We start from the raw sequence: 18,961 nt of genomic DNA, 5'->3' as shown, positions 1-18,961 counted from the left end.
CAACCCGCTCGCGAAGATCCATCGAATACCCTGCCATCCATGCTGGCCTCCTCCCAGCATGCATGTTGAATCAGAACGGCGATGATTTGGGAATCCCACGACTCTTATAAATTTCATCCCGCTCTAGGCGATTGACGATTCAAATCGGCGCGCTTGTGGCGCCTCGGCCTTCAACCTCTCGAGCTGGTCGCGTTGCAGGTCGAGCGCGGCGGTGATGAAGCGCCGAATGGTGGCAAGCTCGGCGTCGCTGAACGTGGCAATGACCTTCTCGCCTTCCCGCGCGATGGCGCCGTAATATCGCGCCGACAGCTCCCGTGTTGCCTCCGTTGCCTCGATGACCACCTTGCGCCTGTCCTCGAGGTTGCGCTTGCGCGTCAACAGGCCGCGCGCCTCCAGCCGATCGATCAGCGCCGTCACCGCGGCCGGCGTCAGCCCGGTCGCGGCCGCGATCGCACCGGCCGATTGCGGGCCGCCATGGAGCAAACCAATGCAATGGCGCTCAGCCATGTTGAGGCCGAGTCTCGCCCCCACCGCCTCGTCATAGGCCTGCGTCGCGTCCTGCCACTGCATGATGGCAAGTCCGATCGCGGCGGCTAGTTCGGTGCGATCTCCGCTTGACGATTTTGTTTCGATCATCTAACTATCAATCTGTCTAACATTTAGACTATTATAGCAATATGCGGCCGCGGCTTGCGATAGGCAAGGGTCGGCCGCCAACGAGGAGTGGAAAATGAGTCCGATCCAACAGCATACGCCTCTCTCGCATGAGGAAGAGTTCAAATACGCCAAGCTGGCGATGGAGTGGTATGGCTGGGGCTCGCCCATCGGCGTCGGCATCCTGCTGGTGTCGCTGGCCGCCGCCGCTGTGCTGGTGCGCATCGCCGTCTACGGGCTGTAATGATGGCTGCCGTCGCCACCGAGGCATTGCCGGTCGCCATCATTGGCGCCGGCGTCGCCCGTCAGGCGCTTGCACCATGCTTCGTCGGCAAACAGTTGGCGTCTGCCTGATCGAGGCAAGATCGCGCGACCTCCGAGCAAAGGTTCGTTCCTCACCCTGGCGCCCACCATTGAGGTTGCCGGCCGCCTGCCTCGTTGCGACGGCCGCAGTCATCGTGATCAGTCACGCGGCGGCCGAGATATCCGTGCCCAAGATCGTCAGGTTGCGGCCCGCATGCTTGGCCTGATAGAGACGCCGGTCCGCGGCGCGCATCAGTTCCGATACGTTGACATCCTCGCCGCAGACGGTGCCGCCTATGCTGACCGTCAGCGGGATGGTCCGTTCATCGATAGGCCGGAAGCGGATCAACTCGACCTCACGGCGGATCCGCTCGGCAACGCGCTTGGCCTCCTGTTCCGTGGCTCCGGTCAGAAACGCGCCGAACTCCTCGCCGCCGATGCGGCCGAGCACGTCGCCGCTGCGCACGCCGCGCTCGATGGCGCTGGCGATCAACAGCAGCGCGTCGTCGCCGGTCAGGTGGCCGAAATTGTCATTGATCGTCTTGAAATGATCGGCGTCGATGATCAGCAGCGCGCCGCGGTCGGACTTGCGCCGGGAGCCATCCAGCGCGGCAAAGAAGCTTTCCCGATTGAGCATGCCGGTCATGTCGTCGCGGCTCGCCTTTTCCGCCAGGCGGCGGTGCGCTGCGGCGAGCTGGGCATGGGCACGGGCAAGTTCGCGATGGGCGTTCTTCAGCCTGTCGCTCTGCCAGAACGTGCCGGCGCATGCCGTCCAGGCAAGGACCAGCGGACAGAGCGTCGATGTCAGCCAGATCGTGCGGGTGACCGGGAACCCCATGGCTGGCACGATGATCAACGTCAGCAGGAGAGAGGCCGCGACGGAGGCAAAGGCGATGGCGGCGGCTTTGAGAATAATGCTGTTCATCGCAGGCTCCCCACAGGACTGTCTCTGTGCCAGCAAGCCCTGAAGGCTATCTTTCCGGGATGCATAAAATTTGAATCGTGAGGCTATTTCTGCAACTTCAACGCGCAGAAGTTGTGGATAAAGTCCCTTTCAGAATCCCTGTTTCATGCCATAAGGAGCGCATGACCACGCTTCCCGATCCCGCCCGCTTCGCCCATGTCACCGACTGGGTATTCGACCTCGACAACACGCTCTATCCGCACCACTCGAATCTGTTCGCGCAGATCGACGTCAAGATGACCGCCTATGTCGGGGAACTGCTGGCGCTGCCGCGCGAGGAGGCGCGCAAGCTGCAAAAGGAGCTGTATCGCGAATACGGCACGACGCTGAACGGACTGATGACGCGCCACGGCATCGATCCCGACGACTTCCTCGAGAAGGTCCACGACATCGATTATTCGTGGCTGGTGCCCGATCCCGTTCTCGGCACCGCCATCCGCCAGCTTCCCGGCCGCAAGTTCATCTTCACCAATGGCGACCGCAGACACGCCGAGCGCACCGCGCGCCAGCTCGGCATCCTCGAGCATTTCGATGACATCTTCGATATCGTCGCCGCCGGCCTCAACCCCAAGCCGGCGCGCCAGACCTACGAGAAGTTCGCGGAACTGCACGCCGTCACCGGCCACAATGCGGTGATGTTCGAGGATCTCGCCCGCAACCTTTCCGTGCCGAAGTCGCTGGGCATGACCACGGTTCTCGTGGTGCCGCGCAATTTCGAGCCGACCTTCTCGGAAATCTGGGAACGCGACCCGGCCAACGAGGATGACGTCGATTTCGTCACCGACGATCTCGCCACGTTCCTCACGACCATAGTCGTGAGGGAGTGAGGAATTGAGGAATTGAGGAATTGGTCGGGACGCAAGCCATGCCCCTCATTTCGTCAATTCTTCATTTCCCCAGTTCCTCTTCATTTCCCCAGTTCCTCATTTCCCCGTTCCCGCAATCCCTATTCCCCTAGCTTGTAGAAGCGGCTGATGATGCTCCAGGCTTCGTCGGCTGTGTCGACGAAATCGATGATGTCCTGGTCGCCCGGGCTGATGGTGCCTTGCTCGGCGAGGAAGTCGAGGTCGATCGCCCGCCTCCAGAAGGATTTGCCGAACAGGATCACCGGCACGCGCTCCATGCGCCCGGTCTGGATCAGCGTCAGCGTCTCGAAGAACTCGTCCATCGTGCCGAAGCCGCCGGGAAACACCGCCACGGCCTTGGCGCGCATGACGAAGTGCATCTTGCGGATGGCAAAATAGTGGAAGTTGAAGCAGAGTTCCGGCGTAACATAGGGGTTCGGTGCCTGCTCGTGCGGCAGCACGATGTTGAGCCCGATCGACGGCGCGCCGACATCGGCGGCGCCGCGGTTTCCCGCCTCCATCACGCCGGGCCCGCCGCCGGTCACCACGACATATTCGCGATAATATGACGTGGCCGACTGCTGCGAGCAGAGGCGGGCGAATTTGCGCGCCTCTTCGTAATATTTGCTGTTTTCCTCGAGGTTCTTCTTCTGCGTCTCGTTTTTGGCGGCCCAGGCCTCGCCGCCCGGTTCGGGCAGGCGCGCGCCGCCGAACAGGATCACCGTCGAACGGATGCCGCGCTCGGCCAGGATCATTTCCGGCTTCAGCAGTTCCAGTTGCAGCCTGACCGCGCGCAATTCGCGCCGCGTCATGAAGTCGGGATCGTTCCAGGCCAGGCGGTAGGTTTCGGCCCGCGTCTGCGGCGTGTCCGGCACGCTTTTCGACCGCTCCAGATCCTCGTCCGAATGCGGCAGCGGCGTCCATCCCGCCTTTTCCATGGGAGTCATCGAATCCACCCGTCCATTCCTTTACTTGCGTCGTCCCGTGACGCAGCCGCGATTGACCCCCATTGAGCCTTAACATAGGGTCCGCGCGACTTTTAAACAGGTTAAGGCGCAGCCCCTTAACAGCTTGGTAATGGAGCAAATTCATGTCGAAGCCCGATCTGACGAGCCTCGAAAAGACCATCGACAGGGCCTTCGAGGAACGCGACGCCATTTCGACCGCGACCCGCGGCGAGGTGCGCGACGCCATCCAGTCGGCACTCGACCTGCTCGACCGCGGCACCGCCCGCGTCGCCGAGCGGCAGGCCGACGGCAAATGGCACGTCAACCAGTGGCTGAAGAAGGCCGTGCTGCTCTCCTTCCGGCTCAATCCGATGGAGATCATCAAGGGCGGCCCCGGCGAGGCCGTGTGGTGGGACAAGGTGGCGTCCAAGTTCGACGGCTGGAGCGCCGTCGATTTCGAGAAGGCGGGCTTCCGCGCCGTGCCGTCATCGATCGTGCGCCGTTCGGCCTATGTCGCGCCCGGCGCCGTCTTGATGCCGTCCTTCGTCAATGTCGGCGCCTATGTCGATAGCGGCACCATGGTCGATACCTGGGCTTCGGTCGGCTCCTGTGCCCAGATAGGGAAGAATGTCCACCTTTCGGGCGGCGTCGGCATCGGCGGCGTGCTGGAGCCGATGCAGGCCGGCCCCACCATCATCGAGGACAATTGCTTCATCGGCGCGCGTTCCGAAGTGGTCGAGGGCTGCATCGTGCGCGAAGGCTCGGTGCTCGGCATGGGTGTCTTCATCGGCCAATCGACCAAGATCATCGACCGCGCCACCGGCGAGGTCTTCTACGGCGAGGTGCCGCCGAATTCCGTCGTCGTCGCCGGATCGATGCCGGGCAAGGCGTTTCCAAACAACGAACCGGGCCCAGGCCTCTATTGCGCCGTCATCGTCAAGCGGGTCGACGCCAGGACCCGGTCCAAGACCTCGATCAACGAATTGCTGCGCGATTGATCTTTCAGCCGGGCAGGTGCACCTTCCGCCGGCGCGACGATCGGTCGCGCTGGGTTCAACATGGAGGGGTGACATGGACTGGAAATATCTGCTCACAAGCTTTGACGGTCGCATCAACCGGGGCAAGTTCTGGGCTGGCATCGGCATATTCATCGTTATCGGCGTTATTGCTTTCATTCTCGACGCGATCCTCGGCACGCGTTTCACCACGGCCAGCGGTGCCCAGATCGGCATCATCGGCATCCTCTTCGCGCTGGCATCGATCTATTTCGCGATTGCCCTCTATGCCAAACGCTGGCACGACCGCAACAAGTCGGGCTGGTGGACACTGATCGGCTTCGTCCCCGTCATCGGCCGCATCTGGCTGCTGGTCGAACTCGGCATCCTCGAAGGCACCAGGGGTGCCAATCAATATGGATCGGACCCGTTTGCCTGAAAGATCGGATCTCAACTGGCTTTTCTTCAAGACCTCGGGCCGCGTCAGCCGCGCGGCCTATTTTCTCGGCGGATTGCTCGTCGCCATCATCCAGGCGTTCCCGCTGTACCGCTTCACGCTGGTGCCGGAGGGCTCGGCCGAGAGCAACATGTGGTCGTTCATCTTCTTCATCGCCTTCATCGCCTCGCTGTGGTCGAACATCGCGCTGGCGGTGAAGCGGCTGCACGACCTCGACAAGCCGGGCATCGCCGCGCTGATCCTGTTCGTGCCGGTCGTCTCGATCGTCGCCTTCCTTGTGTTGTGCCTGTTTCCAGGGCAGCCTGGGCCCAACCGCTACGGCCGGCGCACCAACGAGCCGGCTGAATCAAAGAAATAGAGCATGATGTCGTCCGAAAACCACTTCACACTTTTCGGCATCACGCTCTAAGGGGGGACCGATCGGATATCTCGCCATGCGCTACCGCACGCTTGATCCGAAACTGATCATCGAAACCGCCGAGCGGCTTGAAGGCCGCGTGGCTGACCGTTTCCCGGACGCCGGGTTGCGCGGCGTCGCCGCCGAACTGGTGTCGTTGTCGCGCGATCTGGCCAAGGCCGCCAAGGCCCTGGAAGCGCCGATCTGGTGGCTGCGTGGCATCATTGTCGCCGCCGTGATCGCCGGTGGGCTGATCTTCATCTTCGTCGGCACCATCCTGCCCCTCATTCACATCTCCCAGGCTGACGACGCGGTGCAGTCGGTGCAAGGCATCGAAGCCACGATCAACATGATCATCCTCGCCGTGCTCGGCTTCCTCGCCCTGATCCGCACCGAGGAGCGCATCAAGCGCAAGCAGGTGTTTCGCCAGTTGCACGGCCTGCGTTCGCTGATCCACGTCATCGACATGCATCAGCTCACCAAGGATCCGGCGGCGCTGTCGGCCAGTTTCAAACCGACCTCGCATTCGCCGGCCCGCATCACCAATGCCGCGGATCTCGCGCGCTATCTCGACTATTGCTCCGAAATGCTGTCGATCACCGGCAAGATCGCGGCGCTGTTCGCCCAGTCCGTGAATGACGCCGTCGTCATCGACGGCGTCAACGACGTCGAGAACCTGGCATCCAACCTGTCGCGCAAAATCTGGCAGAAGATCACGTTGATCGACGGCCGGCCGGCGGCGCCACAACCTTCTCCGGCGGCAGGCCCGGCGAGCCGAGCCGCTCGGCTTCCGCCGCGCGCACCAGGGCGCTGATCCGCCGGACCGTCGGCGCCGGCGTGCCGGCTTTTTCAGCGAGCCGCAAAACAGCACCCTGCAGGTCGCCGATCTCGGTCGGCCGGCCGCGCCGCAGATCGTCCCACATCGACGAGCGCGCCTCGGGGTCGATCGCCAGCATGCGCCGCGCCAGCAATTTGAACAGCCAGTCGGGCAGCCTGAGCACCTTCGGCAGCAGCGCCGGCCGCAGGCCGGCGATGCGCGCCGGCTCGACGCCGGAGGCCTTCATGGCCCGCAGCGCCTCGTCGATCTGGTCGGCGAGGATCAGCCGCCAGCGCCTGTCGGCGAGTTCGGTTGCCAGCGGAAGGCCTGACAGCGCCACCAGCGCATTGTTCAGGTTCATCAGAAGCTTGCCCCACAGCACGGCCTTCATGTGCGCTTGGACCGCGAGACCTTCGACGTCGAGAAGGCCGGCAAGGCCGGCATCTTCGACCATCACCTTGCCGTCGCTGGCGCGGTGGACGCGCAGCGGCAGCTCTCCATCGGCTGATTGCACGACATTGAACGGCACCATGCCGGCCAGCACCGTTTGCCGGCCAAGCGCCGCGCGCAGCCTGTCGGCATTGTCGACGCCGTTCTGCAGGCTCACCACCACGGCATCCGGACGGGCATGGGTCTTGATGAGTGCTGCCATATCCTGCGTCGCGCCGCTCTTGACGGTGACCAGGATCACGTCGGCCTCCGGCAAGGCGGCGGCAGGATCGGTGGTGACCGCAAGCGCGTCCGGCTTGATCAGGCGATCGCGGCCGTCGAGGTCGCTGACGCGCAATCCGCCCTGCCGCAGCGCTGCCTCGACGCGCGGCCTGGCGAGCAGGACAACCCGCCGCCCGGCGAGCGCCAGGCAGCCGCCGGCATAACAGCCAATGCTGCCGGCGCCGGCAATGACGATCCTCTTTTCGCTGTTTGCCATCTCTTACCCCGCGTCGGCCAGAACTATACGACATGAAAACCATAATGTCGGCGGTATCGTCGGCCATTGGCTTGGCCCTATGTCTGGCAGTGACAGGCCTTTCGCTTTCGACTATCGCTTTTGCCATGACGCTGCCGACTGACCCCGCCGCAAACCTCGTCTCTCTCATCCGCTGTGCCTCGGTTACGCCAGCCGAAGGCGGCGCCCTGAGCGCGCTGGAGGCTATGCTGAAACCGCTCGGCTTTCTGGTCGATCGGCCGGTGTTCTCCGAGGACGGCACGCCCGATATCGAGAACCTCTATGCACGGCGCTCCGGCAACGGCCCGCATCTGATGTTCGCGGGCCATACCGACGTCGTGCCCATCGGCGACGAAGCCGCCTGGACGCATCCGCCTTTCGCCGCCGAGATCGCCAATGGCGAGATGTATGGCCGCGGCGCCGTCGACATGAAGGGCGGCATAGCCTGCTTCATCGCCGCTGTGGCGCGCCATGTCGAGGCAAATGGCGGCCCGAAGGGTTCGGTGTCGCTGCTGATCACCGGCGACGAGGAAGGTCCGGCCATCAACGGCACGGTCAAGCTGCTCGAATGGGCCGCGTCCAAAGGCGAAAAGTGGGACGCCTCGATTGTTGGCGAGCCGACCAATCCGGACACGCTCGGCGACATGATCAAGATCGGCCGGCGCGGCTCGATGTCCGGCAGCATCACCGTCAATGGCCGCCAGGGCCATGCCGCCTATCCGCAGCTTGCCGACAATCCGGTGCGCGGGCTGATGAGCCTGGTGGACGCCTTGCTGCATCCCGTCTTCGACAAGGGAACCAAGGATTTCCAGCCGACCAACCTGGAGGTGACCTCCATCGATGTCGGCAACCCGGCCACCAACGTCATTCCCGCCAAGGCGACCGCCACCTTCAACATCCGCTTCAACGACAGCTGGACGGCCGAGACGGTCCAGGCGGAAATCCACAACCGCCTCGATCAGGCGGCGGGGCGCAAGAAATACCGGCCAGGCAAGAAGACGCCGGTCGACTATGACTTGGTCTGGCGCGACCGGCCGAGCCATGTCTTCCTGACCCGCGACGACAGGCTGGTCGAGACGCTGAGCGGCTCGGTCAAGGCGGTGGTCGGCAAAAAGCCGGCGCTGTCCACCTCCGGCGGCACATCGGATGCGCGCTTCATCATGGATTATTGCCCGGTGGTGGAATTCGGCCTGGTCGGCAAGACCATGCACATGGTCGACGAGCGCGTCGCCATCGCCGATCTGGAAACGCTGACGCGGATCTATCAGCGCTTCATCGACGACTGGTTCGGACAGGGCTGAGCATGCTTACCGCGGACGAAACCCAAGCTTCGCTGACCGGCGCCTGGCGGCTGATGCTCGGCAAGGTCGACGGGCTGCGCCTGCTCGACCTGTCAGCCGACGGCTTCTGGAATTCGTTCTTCGCCATCATCGTCGCGGCACCGGCGCTGATCGTCGGCTGGGTCGGCATCGCCAACGAGATCAGCGATCCCGATGCCCTCGCCGGCCGCTTCAGCATGCTGGTGCGGCTGGCGACGGTCGATATCGGCTCCTGGGTGCTGCCGCTGGTCGCGCTCGCCTTGGTGGCACCACGCGCCGGCATTGGCGGGCGCTTCGTCCACTATGTCGTCGCCAGCAACTGGGCTTCGGCCATTACCGCCTGGCTGATGCTGCCTTCGGCGCTGATCAGGCTTTTCCTGTCGTCGACAAGCCAGGTCGCGAGCCTGGTGTCGCTGCTGTTGTTTTCCCTGTCGATGGTGCTGACCTGGCGCATGACCACCGCCACGATCGGCAGGGGCGCGGCGGTCGGCACCGCCGTTTTCGTCGGCATGTTCATCGCTTCGCTGCTGGCGCTGTTCGGGCTGCAGATGCTGCTTGGCATCAGCGTGCCGGACGATGTCGGGGCCCAGAGCCTTTCCGGGCTCTATCCGGGATAGAGCAAGGCTCTTATCCGGGATAGAACCGGGTTCTATCCGGGATAATCGACGCCTATCAGGAAAAGCCCATCGGGCGGCGCCACCTGCCCGCAGGCGGCGCGGTCTCGCGCCTCGAGCGCCGCCTCAAGGTCGCCTGATGTCCAGCCGCCGTCCCCGACCCGCTTGAGCGAGCCGACCATGGAGCGCACCTGGTTGTGCAGGAAGGATCGCGCGGAGGCTCTCACCTCGATCACGTCGCCCGTTCGGCTCACATCGAGCCGCTCCAGTGTCCTGACCGGGCTGTTGGCCTGGCACTGGGTGGAGCGGAAGGTGGTGAAGTCGTGCCGGCCGAGCAGGAGCTTCGCCGCCTCGTGCATGGCGGCGGCATCGAGCCGCTTTGGCACCCACCACACCTTACCCTTCTCCAGCGCCGAGGGCGCCCGCCGGTTGAGGATGCGGTAGAGATAGTGCCGGCCGATGGCCGAGAAACGGGCATCGAAATCGTCGGTGACGATCGTGGCCTTCAGGATGACGATACGCGCGCCGGCCACCTGCAGGTGTGCATTGATGGCATCGCGCACCTTGTCGTCGGGCCACGCCTTGGCAAGGTCGACATGCGCCACCTGCGCGGTCGCGTGCACGCCGGCATCCGTGCGGCCGGCGGCGCGCAGCCGGACCGCCTCGCCGCAGAATTTCTCGATCGCCTGCTCGATCGCCTGCTGCACCGAAGGCTGATCGGCCTGGTGCTGCCAGCCGGCAAAGAGGCTGCCGTCATATTCGATATCGAGGCGAAAACGCGGCATGCCGGTCGGTTATACGCCCTCGCCTAGGCGGCGAGAGCGGTAAAGGCGGAGGCGTAGACCAGTCTGCCGGCTTCGGGTGCGTCGCCCCAGGCCAGCGCCTGCAGCGCTTCGCCTTGGTATTCGCTTTCGAACTTTTCAGCCCGGGCGTGGCTATAGCCGAAACGGCCGTAATAGGCCGGATCGCCCAGCACGACAGCCAGCGTCTCGCCGGCATCCCTGAGCCGGATATGGCCCTCGCGGATCAGCGCGCCGCCGATGCCGGAGCCGTGAAAAGACGGCTCCACCGCCAGCGGGGCAAGCGCCACGGCGGCAAAACTGTTGCCGCCGTTCTGCACGAACAGCCGCGAAAACAGGATGTGGCCAACGGCCTGGCCGTCCTCTTCCGCAACCAGTTCGACGACGGCGTCACCGCCGGTCACCAACGCGTCGACCAGTCCGGCCTCAGTCTGCTGGCCGAATGCGTGTTCCTCGACGAGGCGAATGGCCTCGCGGTCCCGCGGCGTCGCCGCGCGTATCGACATCATGCTCATGAGAATTTCAGTCCTTTTTCGATCTTGGCTCCGCGCAGGAACTCCGACGCGGCAGCGGGCCTTCCGCCCGCACGTTGAACTTCGACCACCCTGATCGCGCCTTTTCCGCAGGCGACCGTCAGCCGGTCATCGAGAATTCCTCCCGACTCGCCCAAATCTTCCGAAAGCGACAGGCCTTCGGACAGCGTCGAGCGAAGCAGTTTCAGCCGTTCCACGCGGCCGCCAATGTCAATCTCGGACCAGGCGCCAGGAAAGGGCGACAGGCCACGAATGTGGTTGTGGATCTCGGCCGCGGGCCGTGTCCACTCCACGCGCGTCTCGGATTTATCGATTTTCCTGGCGTAAGTCACCCCTTCGGCCGCTTGCGCGGTAAACGTCAGGACGTTCTGTTCCAGCCGTGCCAGCGCTTCCGCCATCAGGGCAGCGCCAACACTCATCAACCGATCATGCAGATCGCCGGCTGTCATATCGGGGTCGATGGCGCATTTTTCAACCAATCCCACCGGACCGGTGTCGAGGCCCTCCTCCATGCGCATCACCATCATGCCGGTCTCGGTGTCGCCGGCCATGATGGCGCGCTGGATGGGTGCCGCGCCGCGCCAGCGCGGCAAAAGCGAAGCGTGGCCGTTGACGCAGCCAAGCCGGGGTGCCTCCAGAACCGCCTTGGGCAGGAGCAAGCCATAGGCGACGACCACGGCGATATCGGCGCCAAGGGCGGCAAAAGCGGCCTGTTCGGCCTCGCCCTTCAACGATGTCGGCGTGCGTACCTCGATACCCAGCCGCTCGGCCTCGCGCTGCACGGGGGACGGCGTCAACTCCAGCCCGCGCCGGCCTGCGGCGCGCGGCGGCTGCGTATAAACAGCTGCTATCTCATGTCCGGCTTCGGCGATGGCACGCAGCGTCGGCACCGAAAACTCCGGCGTGCCCATGAAGATGACGCGAAGGGGCATTTTCTTTTGCGGCCTTGTTCCTGCCTTGCCGTGACCCGGCTCAGGCACTCGTTTCAAACGGGTTTACGAGCTTAAGGTCAAGCCCGTCGAAGTCGCGAACATTGCGGGTTGCCAACGTGGCGTCATGCGCGAGACAGATCGCGGCGATCATGGCATCAGCAAGGCTGATTGGGCGCCCGAGCCGTTCCCGCGTCGCTCGGAGCTTGCCGGCAAGGCGAGGGATAGAACCAGCAAATTCCACGACGCGACCGGAGAACTGCTTCGAGATCAGGTGATCGAGAGCACGGACATGGCGATCGGAGCCGGTCTTGTTCAGAAATCGTTCGGCACCGAAGGATTGTTCCATGACGACAGGGCCGCACAGGTACAAGTCAAGCAACTCCTGTTTGCGAAACCATTCGACCAGGTTCGCATCGGGTGCCGTCCTGCTCGTTTCGGAAATGACGCTGGTGTCGAGGACGATCACTCGAAATCCTCGGCCGGGCGCCCAAAGTCGCGTTTTCTGTCCGCTTCGATCTCGTCCATGATCTCGGCGAATTCGTCGTCGATCGCATTCTCCGTCGCGAACGCGGAGCGTATATTGTCCCATGCCGACAGACCGGGCTCTGGCTTGGCCTCCTTTTCGGCGACCATGCCTTTCCGTAACAGATCGATTGCCTTTCCCGATAGGCTCTGGCCGCCGCTTCGTGCGGCCAGTTCGATTTCGCGTTTCAACGGCTCGGGAACGTCCCTGATCAGCATATCGCCCATGCAATTCTCCAACGTTGATATCAATGATATCATGGCAAGGATCGCTGCTCAATGGATTCTGCGCTCGGGTGCCCTATCCCGCCAGCTTGCCTGGCGCCTTGTCCCTGGCGAGCTTCTTGAACTTCTTCACCACCATGTCGCGCTTCAGCTTCGAGATGTGGTCGATGAACAGCACGCCGTTGAGATGGTCGATCTCGTGCTGCAGGCAGGTCGCCATCAGCCCTTCGGCCTCCATCTCCTGCAGCGTGCCGTCGCGGTCGAGATATTTGACCCGCACCGAGGCCGGGCGCTCGACCTCGGCATAGTAATCGGGGATCGACAGGCAGCCTTCCTCGTAGACGGACCGCGCGTCAGCGCTTTCGAGAATCTCCGGGTTGATGAAGACGTGCGGCGCCGGCGTTTCGTCTTCCTTGGCGAGGTCGATCACCAGCATGCGCAGCGGTTCGCCGATCTGGATAGCCGCCAGCCCGATGCCGGGTGCGTCATACATGGTCGCCAGCATGTCGTCGGCCAGTTTGCGCAAGGGCGCGTCGACGCGCTCCACCGGCTTGGAAACCTGGCGCAGGATGGGGTCGGGAAGGATGATGAGCGGCTTGATCGGCATGGGGTTTCACCTAAGACCTCAAAAGAAAGGCGTCAACCGGTGGGCCTGAGCCTCGTTCACGTTTTGATCTGTGCCAGCCTGCCGAATCGGCTATGCTGTCCACATGAATGATCTGAGCACCATCCTTTCGGAGCCTGTCGTACGGCTCGGCGCCTCGACAATCACGCTCGGCCACGCACTGGCCTTCGGCGTCTTGCTGTTTCTCGGTCTGTTCGTGGCGCTCGTCGCTGCGCTGTGGCGGTCAGCCAAGGCGCGCGCGGTCGCCGCCGCGGAAGCCGCCGACCATGCCCGCGACGCCGAGACACGCATGGCTGGTATTTTGCAGGCGCAGGCGGAAATGCAGGGCCGCATGGGGGCTATTGCCGAAGTGTTCGGCGCCCGGCAGGCCGAATTGACGCAATCGATCGGCCAGCGGCTCGACGCCATGACCGGCCGCATCGGCCAGACCATGACCGAGCAGACCAAATCAACGCATGAGAGCCTGACGAAGCTGCAGGAGCGGCTGGCGGTCATCGACACCGCGCAAGGCAACATCCAGTCGCTTGCCGGCCAGGTCGTGCAGTTGCAGGCGATCCTCTCCAACAAGCAGACGCGCGGCGCCTTCGGCCAGTCACGCATGGAGGCGATCGTCGCCGACGGCCTGCCGCATGGCGCCTATGAATTCCAGGCGACGCTGTCGAACGGCAGCCGGCCGGACTGCCTGGTGAAAATGCCAAACGGCGCGCCGTCGCTTGCCATCGATGCCAAATTTCCGCTGGAAGCCTGGAACGCCATCCGCGCCGCCGACGGGGCCGACCTGCAGAAGGTCGCCGCCCAGGCCTTTCGCCGCGACATCGAGGTCCATGTCCGCGACATTTCGGAAAAATACCTGCTCCAGGGCGAGACGCAGGACACGGCCTTCATGTTCGTGCCGTCGGAATCGGTGTTCGCCGAAATCCATGAGAATTTCGAAGCGGTTGTCCAGAAGGCGCACCGCGCCCGGGTCATCATCGTCTCGCCTTCGCTGCTGATGCTGTCGATCCAGGTCATCCAGGCGATCCTCAAGGATGCCCGCATGCGCGAACAGGCGCATCTGATCCAGGGCGAAGTCATCAGGCTGATGGAAGACGTCCAGCGTGTCGACGAGCGGGTGCGCAAATTGCAGGGCCATTTCGGCCAGTCGGCCAAGGACATCGAAGACATCCTCGTCTCGACCTCGAAAGTGACCAAGCGCGGCCAGAAGATCGAGGCGCTGGAATTCGGGGAGGGCGAGCCCGACGCCCCACACGTCGGCGCCGGCAAGGCGGAGGCCGCACCGCGCGTGGCCGATTCCAAGACGGGACAGCTGAGGCTGAGGGTCGTCGAAGGCGACGACTGAACGCTACTGCTCTTCCACCGTCGTCATGCCCTCGAATTCCGGAAGCCAATGCAGCGCTGAGCGGTGCCATTTCTGGTGTCTCGGAACCAGGTCCTGGCGCTGTCGCGACGTCCCGACCCTGATGCCATAGACCTTTGGACCGTCGCCGACCGAGGTCGCATAAAGATGCGAGCCGCAGTCGGCACAAAAGGCCTGGGCACGCTTGGCGCCGCTCGCCACGGTCTTGATATAGATTTTCGGCGCGCCCCTGGTGATCCGGTAGTGATCTTCCTGCGTGGGAACAGTGACGCGAAAGGCCGTACCGGTCAGCTTTTGGCAATCGGTACAGTGGCAGATCGAGGTCTTTTCCGGGTCGACCTCCGCCTCATAGGTGATGGCACCACAATGACAGCCGCCGTCGATCTTCATCGTCATTCCTCCAACATCGATCAGGTAATCTTAGCCGCGCGGCGACGCGAAGCAACGGCGCGGCGCTGGTCCAGAGGCCAAGGCATGATCAGGAAGAGGGGATTTTCGGATCATGGCCAAACTCTATCCGGACGCGGATTCGATCAGCTTGCGCCGCTTTTCCCAGGTGCCCGACGTCTGCGGCTTGACGAACAGCCGCGTGATCTCAGGCATTTCCTTCCTTAGCCGGGCCTCGAGACGCTCGACGCAGGCCTCAATGTCCGGCGCCGCGAGATGGTCCTCGAATTCGATGCTCAGGGCGGCAACGATCTCTTCCGGTCCCATATGCACGGTCAGCACACCATTCGCCCGCTGCACCGCCGGATCCTGCTGGACGATCGCCAGCACCTTCCTCTGCACCTCGGGTGAGGCCGGCTCACCGATGAGCAGGCCCTTGCTTTCACGCGCCAGGAAGACCGCTGTCGCGCCGAGGATGAGCGCGATGCCGATCGAGGCGGCGCCGTCGAGGTCGGGCATCTCGAAAATCTCCGCCGCCGATATGCCGGCAAAGGCAACCGTCAGGCCGAGAAGGGCCGCGCTGTCCTCGAACAGCACTGTATAGACGCTCGGGTCCTTGCTCGATTGCACGGCTTCCAGCCAGCCTTGCTTGCCCTTTTGCTTGCGGAATTCCTTCAGCGCCACCAGCCAGGAACTGCCTTCGAACAGGAAGGACAGGCCGAGAACGACGTAGTTCACCTTGACGTTGGCGACCGGTTCCGGCGCCATGATGTGGATGATGCCCTCGTAGAACGACACGCCGGCGCCCAGCGCGAAGACCAGAAGGGCGACGATGAAGCTCCAGAAATAGAGTTCTCGGCCGTGGCCGAGCGGATGGGTGGGGCTGGCCGGGCGTGCGGCCCGGTGCATACCGTAAAGCAGCAGGCCGCCATTACCGGTATCGACCAGCGAATGCACGCCTTCCGACAGCATGGCCGAACTGCCGGTGAAAAAGGCCGCGGCGAACTTGGTCAGCGCTATGGCGAGATTGCCGGCGAGCGCCGCATAGATGACCTTTCTGGAGCCGCCATGCCCTGCCATGCAGGTCTATCCTCTTTGAGGTACAATGTAGCGGCCCTGCCGCGGAGCTGCACAGCCATCACAACGCGCCAATCGTCGGGTCGTTCAACGTCTTCGAAACCTGCTGACAACAACGCCAGCTATTCCTGTATTTCGTCGGTCCATACCTTGAAGCCCGCAAGCATGCCTGGCCCGAAAATATGGGTCAGCGGCACGTCCGCCGCGTCACGGCCCGAGGCGATCAGGATGCGGCCGATACGTGGCGCGTTGTTGCGCGGATCGAAAGCGTGCCAGCGGCCGCCGAGGTAGACCTCCATCCAGGCGCAGAAATCCATGCTCGCCCAGGGCTTCGGCATGCCGATGTCGCTGATGTAGCCTGTGCAGTAGCGCGTCGGGATATTGAGTGCCCGGCAGAATGTGACGGCGAGATGCGCGAAATCGCGGCACACGCCACTCCGTTCACGCCAGGCTTCCGCGGCGGTGCGCGTCACCCGTGCGTTGTCGTAGTCGAAGGCGATGTGGTTGTGGACGAAATCGCACACCGCCTGCACGCGCGGGATGCCGGGCGGCGTATGGCCGAACAGCCGCCATGCCTCGCTTGCCAGGAGGTCGCTTTCGCAAAACCGGCTGGGCAGCAGGAACAGGAGCGTTTCCGCCGGCAGGTCGCGCACCTCGTGCTGCCACGCCATCAGCTCGCCCATCTCGAATGTGCCGGGGTCGCGGATCACCGCATCGGTGCCGAAAGTGAAACGCCCGGGCGGAGCGACGAACCGGTTGCACCAGTTTCCGAAACTGTCGCGATAACTTTCAATCGGCACCGGCGGGCTGGAGGTCAGAAAATCCGGGCGCTCAAGATCGGAAGCGCGGGAATAATGGACATTGAGCATCGCGATGAGCGGCGTCTCCTGCGGGAAGTCGAAGCTCATCTCGCAGCCGATGTGGATCCGCATTGTCGTCCTGACCGGCCTGCCTGACGATCACCCGGCGGTGCACGGGTCGATGCTGCAGTGCGAAGGCAACCATGGCATGGACCGCCGGGGTTTACGAGCAAATTAGAAACCGGTTGAAAGCGGCCTGCCGGCGTTGGCAGCAAGCACTAGCCTCTTGCAGTCCGGCGTTTGTCTTGTTTCACTCCGTTTCCCGCAACAGGAGGAACGAATCGTGGCCAAAGGTGCGATGAAGGCAGGCAAGGAAGCCCGCAAACCAAAGAAAGACGCCAAGAAGCCTGTAGCCGCTCCGGCCCTGAAGGCGCCGCCGGTCAAGGCAATGAGGATCAAAGAAAAGTAAGTCTCGGCAACCCGACGGGGCGGGACTTCACCGGCGGCATTCGACAATGCCGCCGGCACGTGTTGATCGGGCGTTCGGACAGCCCTATGTCGACGACGCGGGGACGACCTCGCACTTTCCGAAAAATTCGGCCGGGACGACCCGCCATTGTCGACTGAGCATCCGAGGCCGGAGAGGCTGGATGGTCCGACGGAGCGTTGCGATGTCCTGGACGTTTCTGTTTTTCGCCGGCCTGTTCGAAATCGGCTGGGCAATCGGCCTCAAATATACCGACGGCTTCAGCAAGCTTGTCCCGACCGTGCTCACGGTCGCGTCGATGATCGTCAGCCTCACCTTGCTCGGCCTGGCGCTGAAGGCGCTGCCTGTCGGCACCGCCTATGCGGTGTGGACCGGTATCGGCACCGTCGGCACGGCGCTGCTCGGGATCTGGCTGCTGGGCGAGCCCGCCACGGCGGTCAGGCTCGGCTGCATCGCGTTGATCGTCTGCGGTATCATGGGGCTGAAATTCGCGGCTTGAACGGCCCTGTCCGCCGGCAGACGGTTTCGACCGCTCCTACATCCCTGGACGTCAAGCGACATTCCTTGGGTGTCAAGCCGACATCCCTGGAGTCAAGCCGACATCCAGGAATGCAGGGGCTTCCGCTGGGCAACATGGACAAACGCGAAAAGGGCCGCGCCTTGGCGCGTCCCTTGTTCATCCGTCGCGGCGAGTGCGCTCTTAGCGACCCGTAAAGCCGGGAGGTGTCCTGCCGGTGCGCTGCTTGCGTGCCGCATAGCGCGCGTCGCGCTTTGCCTTGCGCTCGGCTTCATCGGCAAGCAAACGAGCAATACGCTCGTTCTCTTCGGCTTCCCGAAGCTTGGCATCCGCTTGCGCTGCCTCCTCGGCGGCAATGCGCGCCGCTTCGGCTGCGGCCTCGCGCTCGGCCTTCTCAATCGCCTCGCGTGCCAGCTTTTCCTGCTTCAGCTTGGCCTTCTCGGCCTCGCGGATCTCCCGAGCCGCAAGGATCGCCTTGCGTTCGGCCTGTCGTGCCAGCACCGCAGGATCGTCTGCTGCCGGCTTTGACTTGAAGCGCTCCAGAAGCGCCTTCTTTGCCTCGGTCGCGGCATTGCGCCGCTCGAAAATGTCTTTTTCCCTGTAGATAGCCAAGTCCACTTCCTTGAAGTCTATTCGCGACGCTTACATACGCGCGAAAACCGGGAGTTCAAGCGCCAAAACGGCATGCCAGCCATGAAATTCCGGGATGTTGCACCGGGGAGACGCATTTCCCGCCGAAATCGACATGCACTGTTCACCAGCCGCCCTCTGGCGGCGTGGCGGGCGTGTCGCTACCTCTAGCGCGACAATCAACACACTGGGATAACATCCAAATGGAACTCGGCCTCTACACTTTTGCCGATGTGAGCCCTGTGCCGGGTCCCGGCGCCATCGGCCCGCATGAGCGGCTGCGCAACCTGATCGAGGAGATCGAACTGGCCGACCAGATCGGGCTCGATGTCTTTGGCCTCGGCGAACACCACCGGCCGGACTATGCCGCCTCGAGGCCGGTCGTGGCTTTGGCCGCGGCGGCGGAGCGGTCGAAGCGCATCAGACTGACCAGCGCGGTCACCGTCCTGTCCTCCGACGATCCGGTGCGCGTTTTTCAGCAGTTTTCCACGCTCGACCTTCTGTCGGGCGGCCGCGCCGAGATCATGGCCGGGCGCGGATCGTTCATCGAATCCTTCCCGCTGTTCGGCTACAATCTCGAAGACTATGATGAGCTGTTCGCCGAAAAGCTCGACTTGCTGCTCGCCATCCGCGATCAGGTGAAGGTGACCTGGTCAGGCAATCTGCGCGCGCCGATCAACGATCGCGGCATCTATCCCAGGCCCTTCCAGGACAGGCTGCCGGTCTGGATCGCCATTGGCGGAACGCCGCAATCGGCCGCCCGCGCCGGCGCGCTCGGCCTTCCTCTGGCGCTTGCCATCATCGGCGGCGA

At 63.5% G+C, this 18,961-nt stretch carries 26 protein-coding genes; 12 read left to right on the top strand and 14 right to left on the bottom strand.

All coding sequences use genetic code 11. The features are described 5' to 3' along the window. Positions 1-123 precede the first annotated feature (123 nt). Positions 124-636: a MarR family winged helix-turn-helix transcriptional regulator gene (locus tag O7A61_RS23900; RefSeq protein ID WP_337131893.1), complete on the bottom strand. Its 513-nt coding sequence runs from the start codon at positions 634-636 to the stop codon at positions 124-126. A 94-nt stretch (positions 637-730) separates the two neighbouring features. Here O7A61_RS23900 and O7A61_RS23895 point away from each other — a divergent pair, with 94 nt between their 5' ends. Beyond that, complete coding sequence (locus tag O7A61_RS23895; RefSeq protein WP_337131892.1) at positions 731-898, top strand: hypothetical protein; 168 nt, start codon at positions 731-733, stop codon at positions 896-898. Positions 899-1,120: 222 nt separating this feature from the next. Here the strand turns inward: O7A61_RS23895 and O7A61_RS23890 are convergent, their stop codons facing one another. Beyond that, complete coding sequence (locus tag O7A61_RS23890; protein WP_337131891.1) at positions 1,121-1,882, bottom strand: GGDEF domain-containing protein; 762 nt, start codon at positions 1,880-1,882, stop codon at positions 1,121-1,123. Positions 1,883-2,043: 161 nt separating this feature from the next. Here O7A61_RS23890 and O7A61_RS23885 point away from each other — a divergent pair, with 161 nt between their 5' ends. Next, on the top strand, positions 2,044-2,748 hold the full coding sequence (locus O7A61_RS23885) for a pyrimidine 5'-nucleotidase (protein ID WP_337131890.1): 705 nt from the start codon (positions 2,044-2,046) through the stop codon (positions 2,746-2,748). Positions 2,749-2,867: 119 nt separating this feature from the next. Here O7A61_RS23885 and O7A61_RS23880 read toward each other — a convergent pair whose 3' ends face one another. Then, positions 2,868-3,713 carry an LOG family protein gene (locus O7A61_RS23880; protein ID WP_337131889.1) on the bottom strand — a complete coding sequence of 282 codons (846 nt, stop codon included), beginning with the start codon at positions 3,711-3,713 and terminating at the stop codon, positions 2,868-2,870. A 143-nt stretch (positions 3,714-3,856) separates the two neighbouring features. Between O7A61_RS23880 and dapD the strand changes: the two genes are divergently transcribed. The 4 genes from dapD (at position 3,857) to O7A61_RS23860 (ending at position 6,376) form a co-directional block, all read left to right on the top strand. Continuing rightward, positions 3,857-4,711, top strand: a complete 855-nt coding sequence (gene dapD / locus O7A61_RS23875) for a 2,3,4,5-tetrahydropyridine-2,6-dicarboxylate N-succinyltransferase (protein ID WP_337131888.1) — start codon at positions 3,857-3,859, stop codon at positions 4,709-4,711. A 73-nt stretch (positions 4,712-4,784) separates the two neighbouring features. Continuing rightward, complete coding sequence (locus tag O7A61_RS23870) at positions 4,785-5,147, top strand: DUF805 domain-containing protein (RefSeq protein WP_337131887.1); 363 nt, start codon at positions 4,785-4,787, stop codon at positions 5,145-5,147. Then, on the top strand, positions 5,140-5,523 hold the full coding sequence (locus O7A61_RS23865; protein ID WP_027143826.1) for a DUF805 domain-containing protein: 384 nt from the start codon (positions 5,140-5,142) through the stop codon (positions 5,521-5,523). The genes O7A61_RS23870 and O7A61_RS23865 overlap by 8 nt, the downstream gene beginning before the upstream one ends. Positions 5,524-5,599: 76 nt before the next feature. Continuing rightward, positions 5,600-6,376, top strand: coding sequence for a hypothetical protein (locus tag O7A61_RS23860; protein ID WP_337131885.1), 777 nt, complete (start codon positions 5,600-5,602; stop codon positions 6,374-6,376). Here the strand turns inward: O7A61_RS23860 and O7A61_RS23855 are convergent. Further along, positions 6,276-7,307 carry a 2-dehydropantoate 2-reductase gene (locus O7A61_RS23855; RefSeq protein WP_337131884.1) on the bottom strand — a complete coding sequence of 344 codons (1,032 nt, stop codon included), beginning with the start codon at positions 7,305-7,307 and terminating at the stop codon, positions 6,276-6,278. The two genes, O7A61_RS23860 and O7A61_RS23855, sit on opposite strands and share 101 nt — an antisense overlap. A gap of 125 nt (positions 7,308-7,432) precedes the next feature. On the opposite strand from O7A61_RS23855, the gene dapE reads away from it, so the two are divergent. Both dapE and O7A61_RS23845 read left to right on the top strand, forming a co-directional pair. Next, entirely contained in the window at positions 7,433-8,626 is a 1,194-nt protein-coding gene (dapE, locus tag O7A61_RS23850) for a succinyl-diaminopimelate desuccinylase (protein ID WP_337131883.1), read from the top strand. Between the two features lie 2 nt (positions 8,627-8,628). Next, entirely contained in the window at positions 8,629-9,261 is a 633-nt protein-coding gene (locus tag O7A61_RS23845; RefSeq protein WP_337131882.1) for a transporter, read from the top strand. A 32-nt stretch (positions 9,262-9,293) separates the two neighbouring features. Here O7A61_RS23845 and truA read toward each other — a convergent pair whose 3' ends face one another. The 6 genes from truA to def all read right to left on the bottom strand — a co-directional run bounded on the left by truA (position 9,294) and on the right by def (position 12,877). Continuing rightward, complete coding sequence (truA, locus tag O7A61_RS23840) at positions 9,294-10,043, bottom strand: tRNA pseudouridine(38-40) synthase TruA (protein WP_337131881.1); 750 nt, start codon at positions 10,041-10,043, stop codon at positions 9,294-9,296. Between the two features lie 23 nt (positions 10,044-10,066). After that, complete coding sequence (locus O7A61_RS23835; protein WP_337131880.1) at positions 10,067-10,573, bottom strand: GNAT family N-acetyltransferase; 507 nt, start codon at positions 10,571-10,573, stop codon at positions 10,067-10,069. Beyond that, the gene (gene fmt, locus O7A61_RS23830) at positions 10,570-11,523 is read right to left on the bottom strand and encodes a methionyl-tRNA formyltransferase (protein ID WP_337131879.1); all 954 of its coding nucleotides are present in this window, start codon (positions 11,521-11,523) and stop codon (positions 10,570-10,572) included. Before fmt ends, O7A61_RS23835 begins: the two co-directional genes overlap by 4 nt. A gap of 40 nt (positions 11,524-11,563) precedes the next feature. Further along, complete coding sequence (locus tag O7A61_RS23825; RefSeq protein ID WP_337131878.1) at positions 11,564-11,989, bottom strand: type II toxin-antitoxin system VapC family toxin; 426 nt, start codon at positions 11,987-11,989, stop codon at positions 11,564-11,566. After that, positions 11,986-12,273, bottom strand: coding sequence for a plasmid stabilization protein (locus O7A61_RS23820; protein WP_337131877.1), 288 nt, complete (start codon positions 12,271-12,273; stop codon positions 11,986-11,988). The genes O7A61_RS23825 and O7A61_RS23820 overlap by 4 nt, the downstream gene beginning before the upstream one ends. A 73-nt stretch (positions 12,274-12,346) precedes the next feature. Continuing rightward, a complete protein-coding gene (def, locus tag O7A61_RS23815) occupies positions 12,347-12,877 on the bottom strand; it encodes a peptide deformylase (RefSeq protein ID WP_027143816.1) in 531 nt (176 codons plus the stop codon). Between the two features lie 103 nt (positions 12,878-12,980). Here def and O7A61_RS23810 point away from each other — a divergent pair, with 103 nt between their 5' ends. After that, positions 12,981-14,234: a DNA recombination protein RmuC gene (locus tag O7A61_RS23810; protein ID WP_337131876.1), complete on the top strand. Its 1,254-nt coding sequence runs from the start codon at positions 12,981-12,983 to the stop codon at positions 14,232-14,234. A gap of 3 nt (positions 14,235-14,237) precedes the next feature. On the opposite strand, the gene O7A61_RS23805 is transcribed toward O7A61_RS23810, so the two are convergent. The 3 genes from O7A61_RS23805 to O7A61_RS23795 all read right to left on the bottom strand — a co-directional run bounded on the left by O7A61_RS23805 (position 14,238) and on the right by O7A61_RS23795 (position 16,648). Continuing rightward, complete coding sequence (locus O7A61_RS23805; protein ID WP_337131875.1) at positions 14,238-14,642, bottom strand: GFA family protein; 405 nt, start codon at positions 14,640-14,642, stop codon at positions 14,238-14,240. Between the two features lie 123 nt (positions 14,643-14,765). Then, a complete protein-coding gene (locus O7A61_RS23800; protein ID WP_337131874.1) occupies positions 14,766-15,719 on the bottom strand; it encodes a cation diffusion facilitator family transporter in 954 nt (317 codons plus the stop codon). 119 nt (positions 15,720-15,838) lie between these two features. After that, positions 15,839-16,648, bottom strand: coding sequence for a transglutaminase-like domain-containing protein (locus tag O7A61_RS23795; protein ID WP_337131873.1), 810 nt, complete (start codon positions 16,646-16,648; stop codon positions 15,839-15,841). Between the two features lie 211 nt (positions 16,649-16,859). Here O7A61_RS23795 and O7A61_RS23790 point away from each other — a divergent pair, with 211 nt between their 5' ends. Both O7A61_RS23790 and sugE read left to right on the top strand, forming a co-directional pair. After that, on the top strand, positions 16,860-16,985 hold the full coding sequence (locus O7A61_RS23790) for a hypothetical protein (RefSeq protein WP_023772267.1): 126 nt from the start codon (positions 16,860-16,862) through the stop codon (positions 16,983-16,985). Between the two features lie 202 nt (positions 16,986-17,187). Continuing rightward, complete coding sequence (gene sugE, locus O7A61_RS23785; RefSeq protein WP_337131872.1) at positions 17,188-17,502, top strand: quaternary ammonium compound efflux SMR transporter SugE; 315 nt, start codon at positions 17,188-17,190, stop codon at positions 17,500-17,502. A 201-nt stretch (positions 17,503-17,703) separates the two neighbouring features. Here the strand turns inward: sugE and O7A61_RS23780 are convergent, their stop codons facing one another. Further along, a complete protein-coding gene (locus tag O7A61_RS23780) occupies positions 17,704-18,132 on the bottom strand; it encodes a DUF6481 family protein (RefSeq protein WP_015314444.1) in 429 nt (142 codons plus the stop codon). Positions 18,133-18,353: 221 nt separating this feature from the next. On the opposite strand from O7A61_RS23780, the gene O7A61_RS23775 reads away from it, so the two are divergent. After that, a partial coding sequence (locus O7A61_RS23775; RefSeq protein ID WP_337131871.1) for an LLM class flavin-dependent oxidoreductase occupies positions 18,354-18,961 on the top strand: 608 nt, incomplete at its 3' end.

The organism is Mesorhizobium sp. Cs1321R2N1 (genome assembly GCF_037179725.1).
Lineage (GTDB): Bacteria > Pseudomonadota > Alphaproteobacteria > Rhizobiales > Rhizobiaceae > Mesorhizobium > Mesorhizobium salmacidum.
Note: the sequence above shows the minus strand (reverse complement) of the source record. Positions and strands in the feature narration are given on the sequence as shown.

Coding starts and splice junctions, on each gene's coding strand:
- O7A61_RS23900 (WP_337131893.1), bottom strand. CDS start 636: ATGATCGAAACAAAATCGTCAAGCGGAGATCGCACCGAACTAGCCGCC.
- O7A61_RS23895 (WP_337131892.1), top strand. CDS start 731: ATGAGTCCGATCCAACAGCATACGCCTCTCTCGCATGAGGAAGAGTTC.
- O7A61_RS23890 (WP_337131891.1), bottom strand. CDS start 1,882: ATGAACAGCATTATTCTCAAAGCCGCCGCCATCGCCTTTGCCTCCGTC.
- O7A61_RS23885 (WP_337131890.1), top strand. CDS start 2,044: ATGACCACGCTTCCCGATCCCGCCCGCTTCGCCCATGTCACCGACTGG.
- O7A61_RS23880 (WP_337131889.1), bottom strand. CDS start 3,713: ATGACTCCCATGGAAAAGGCGGGATGGACGCCGCTGCCGCATTCGGAC.
- dapD (WP_337131888.1), top strand. CDS start 3,857: ATGTCGAAGCCCGATCTGACGAGCCTCGAAAAGACCATCGACAGGGCC.
- O7A61_RS23870 (WP_337131887.1), top strand. CDS start 4,785: ATGGACTGGAAATATCTGCTCACAAGCTTTGACGGTCGCATCAACCGG.
- O7A61_RS23860 (WP_337131885.1), top strand. CDS start 5,600: ATGCGCTACCGCACGCTTGATCCGAAACTGATCATCGAAACCGCCGAG.
- O7A61_RS23855 (WP_337131884.1), bottom strand. CDS start 7,307: ATGGCAAACAGCGAAAAGAGGATCGTCATTGCCGGCGCCGGCAGCATT.
- dapE (WP_337131883.1), top strand. CDS start 7,433: ATGACGCTGCCGACTGACCCCGCCGCAAACCTCGTCTCTCTCATCCGC.
- O7A61_RS23845 (WP_337131882.1), top strand. CDS start 8,629: ATGCTTACCGCGGACGAAACCCAAGCTTCGCTGACCGGCGCCTGGCGG.
- truA (WP_337131881.1), bottom strand. CDS start 10,043: ATGCCGCGTTTTCGCCTCGATATCGAATATGACGGCAGCCTCTTTGCC.
- O7A61_RS23835 (WP_337131880.1), bottom strand. CDS start 10,573: ATGAGCATGATGTCGATACGCGCGGCGACGCCGCGGGACCGCGAGGCC.
- fmt (WP_337131879.1), bottom strand. CDS start 11,523: ATGCCCCTTCGCGTCATCTTCATGGGCACGCCGGAGTTTTCGGTGCCG.
- O7A61_RS23820 (WP_337131877.1), bottom strand. CDS start 12,273: ATGGGCGATATGCTGATCAGGGACGTTCCCGAGCCGTTGAAACGCGAA.
- def (WP_027143816.1), bottom strand. CDS start 12,877: ATGCCGATCAAGCCGCTCATCATCCTTCCCGACCCCATCCTGCGCCAG.
- O7A61_RS23810 (WP_337131876.1), top strand. CDS start 12,981: ATGAATGATCTGAGCACCATCCTTTCGGAGCCTGTCGTACGGCTCGGC.
- O7A61_RS23805 (WP_337131875.1), bottom strand. CDS start 14,642: ATGAAGATCGACGGCGGCTGTCATTGTGGTGCCATCACCTATGAGGCG.
- O7A61_RS23800 (WP_337131874.1), bottom strand. CDS start 15,719: ATGGCAGGGCATGGCGGCTCCAGAAAGGTCATCTATGCGGCGCTCGCC.
- O7A61_RS23795 (WP_337131873.1), bottom strand. CDS start 16,648: ATGCGGATCCACATCGGCTGCGAGATGAGCTTCGACTTCCCGCAGGAG.
- sugE (WP_337131872.1), top strand. CDS start 17,188: ATGTCCTGGACGTTTCTGTTTTTCGCCGGCCTGTTCGAAATCGGCTGG.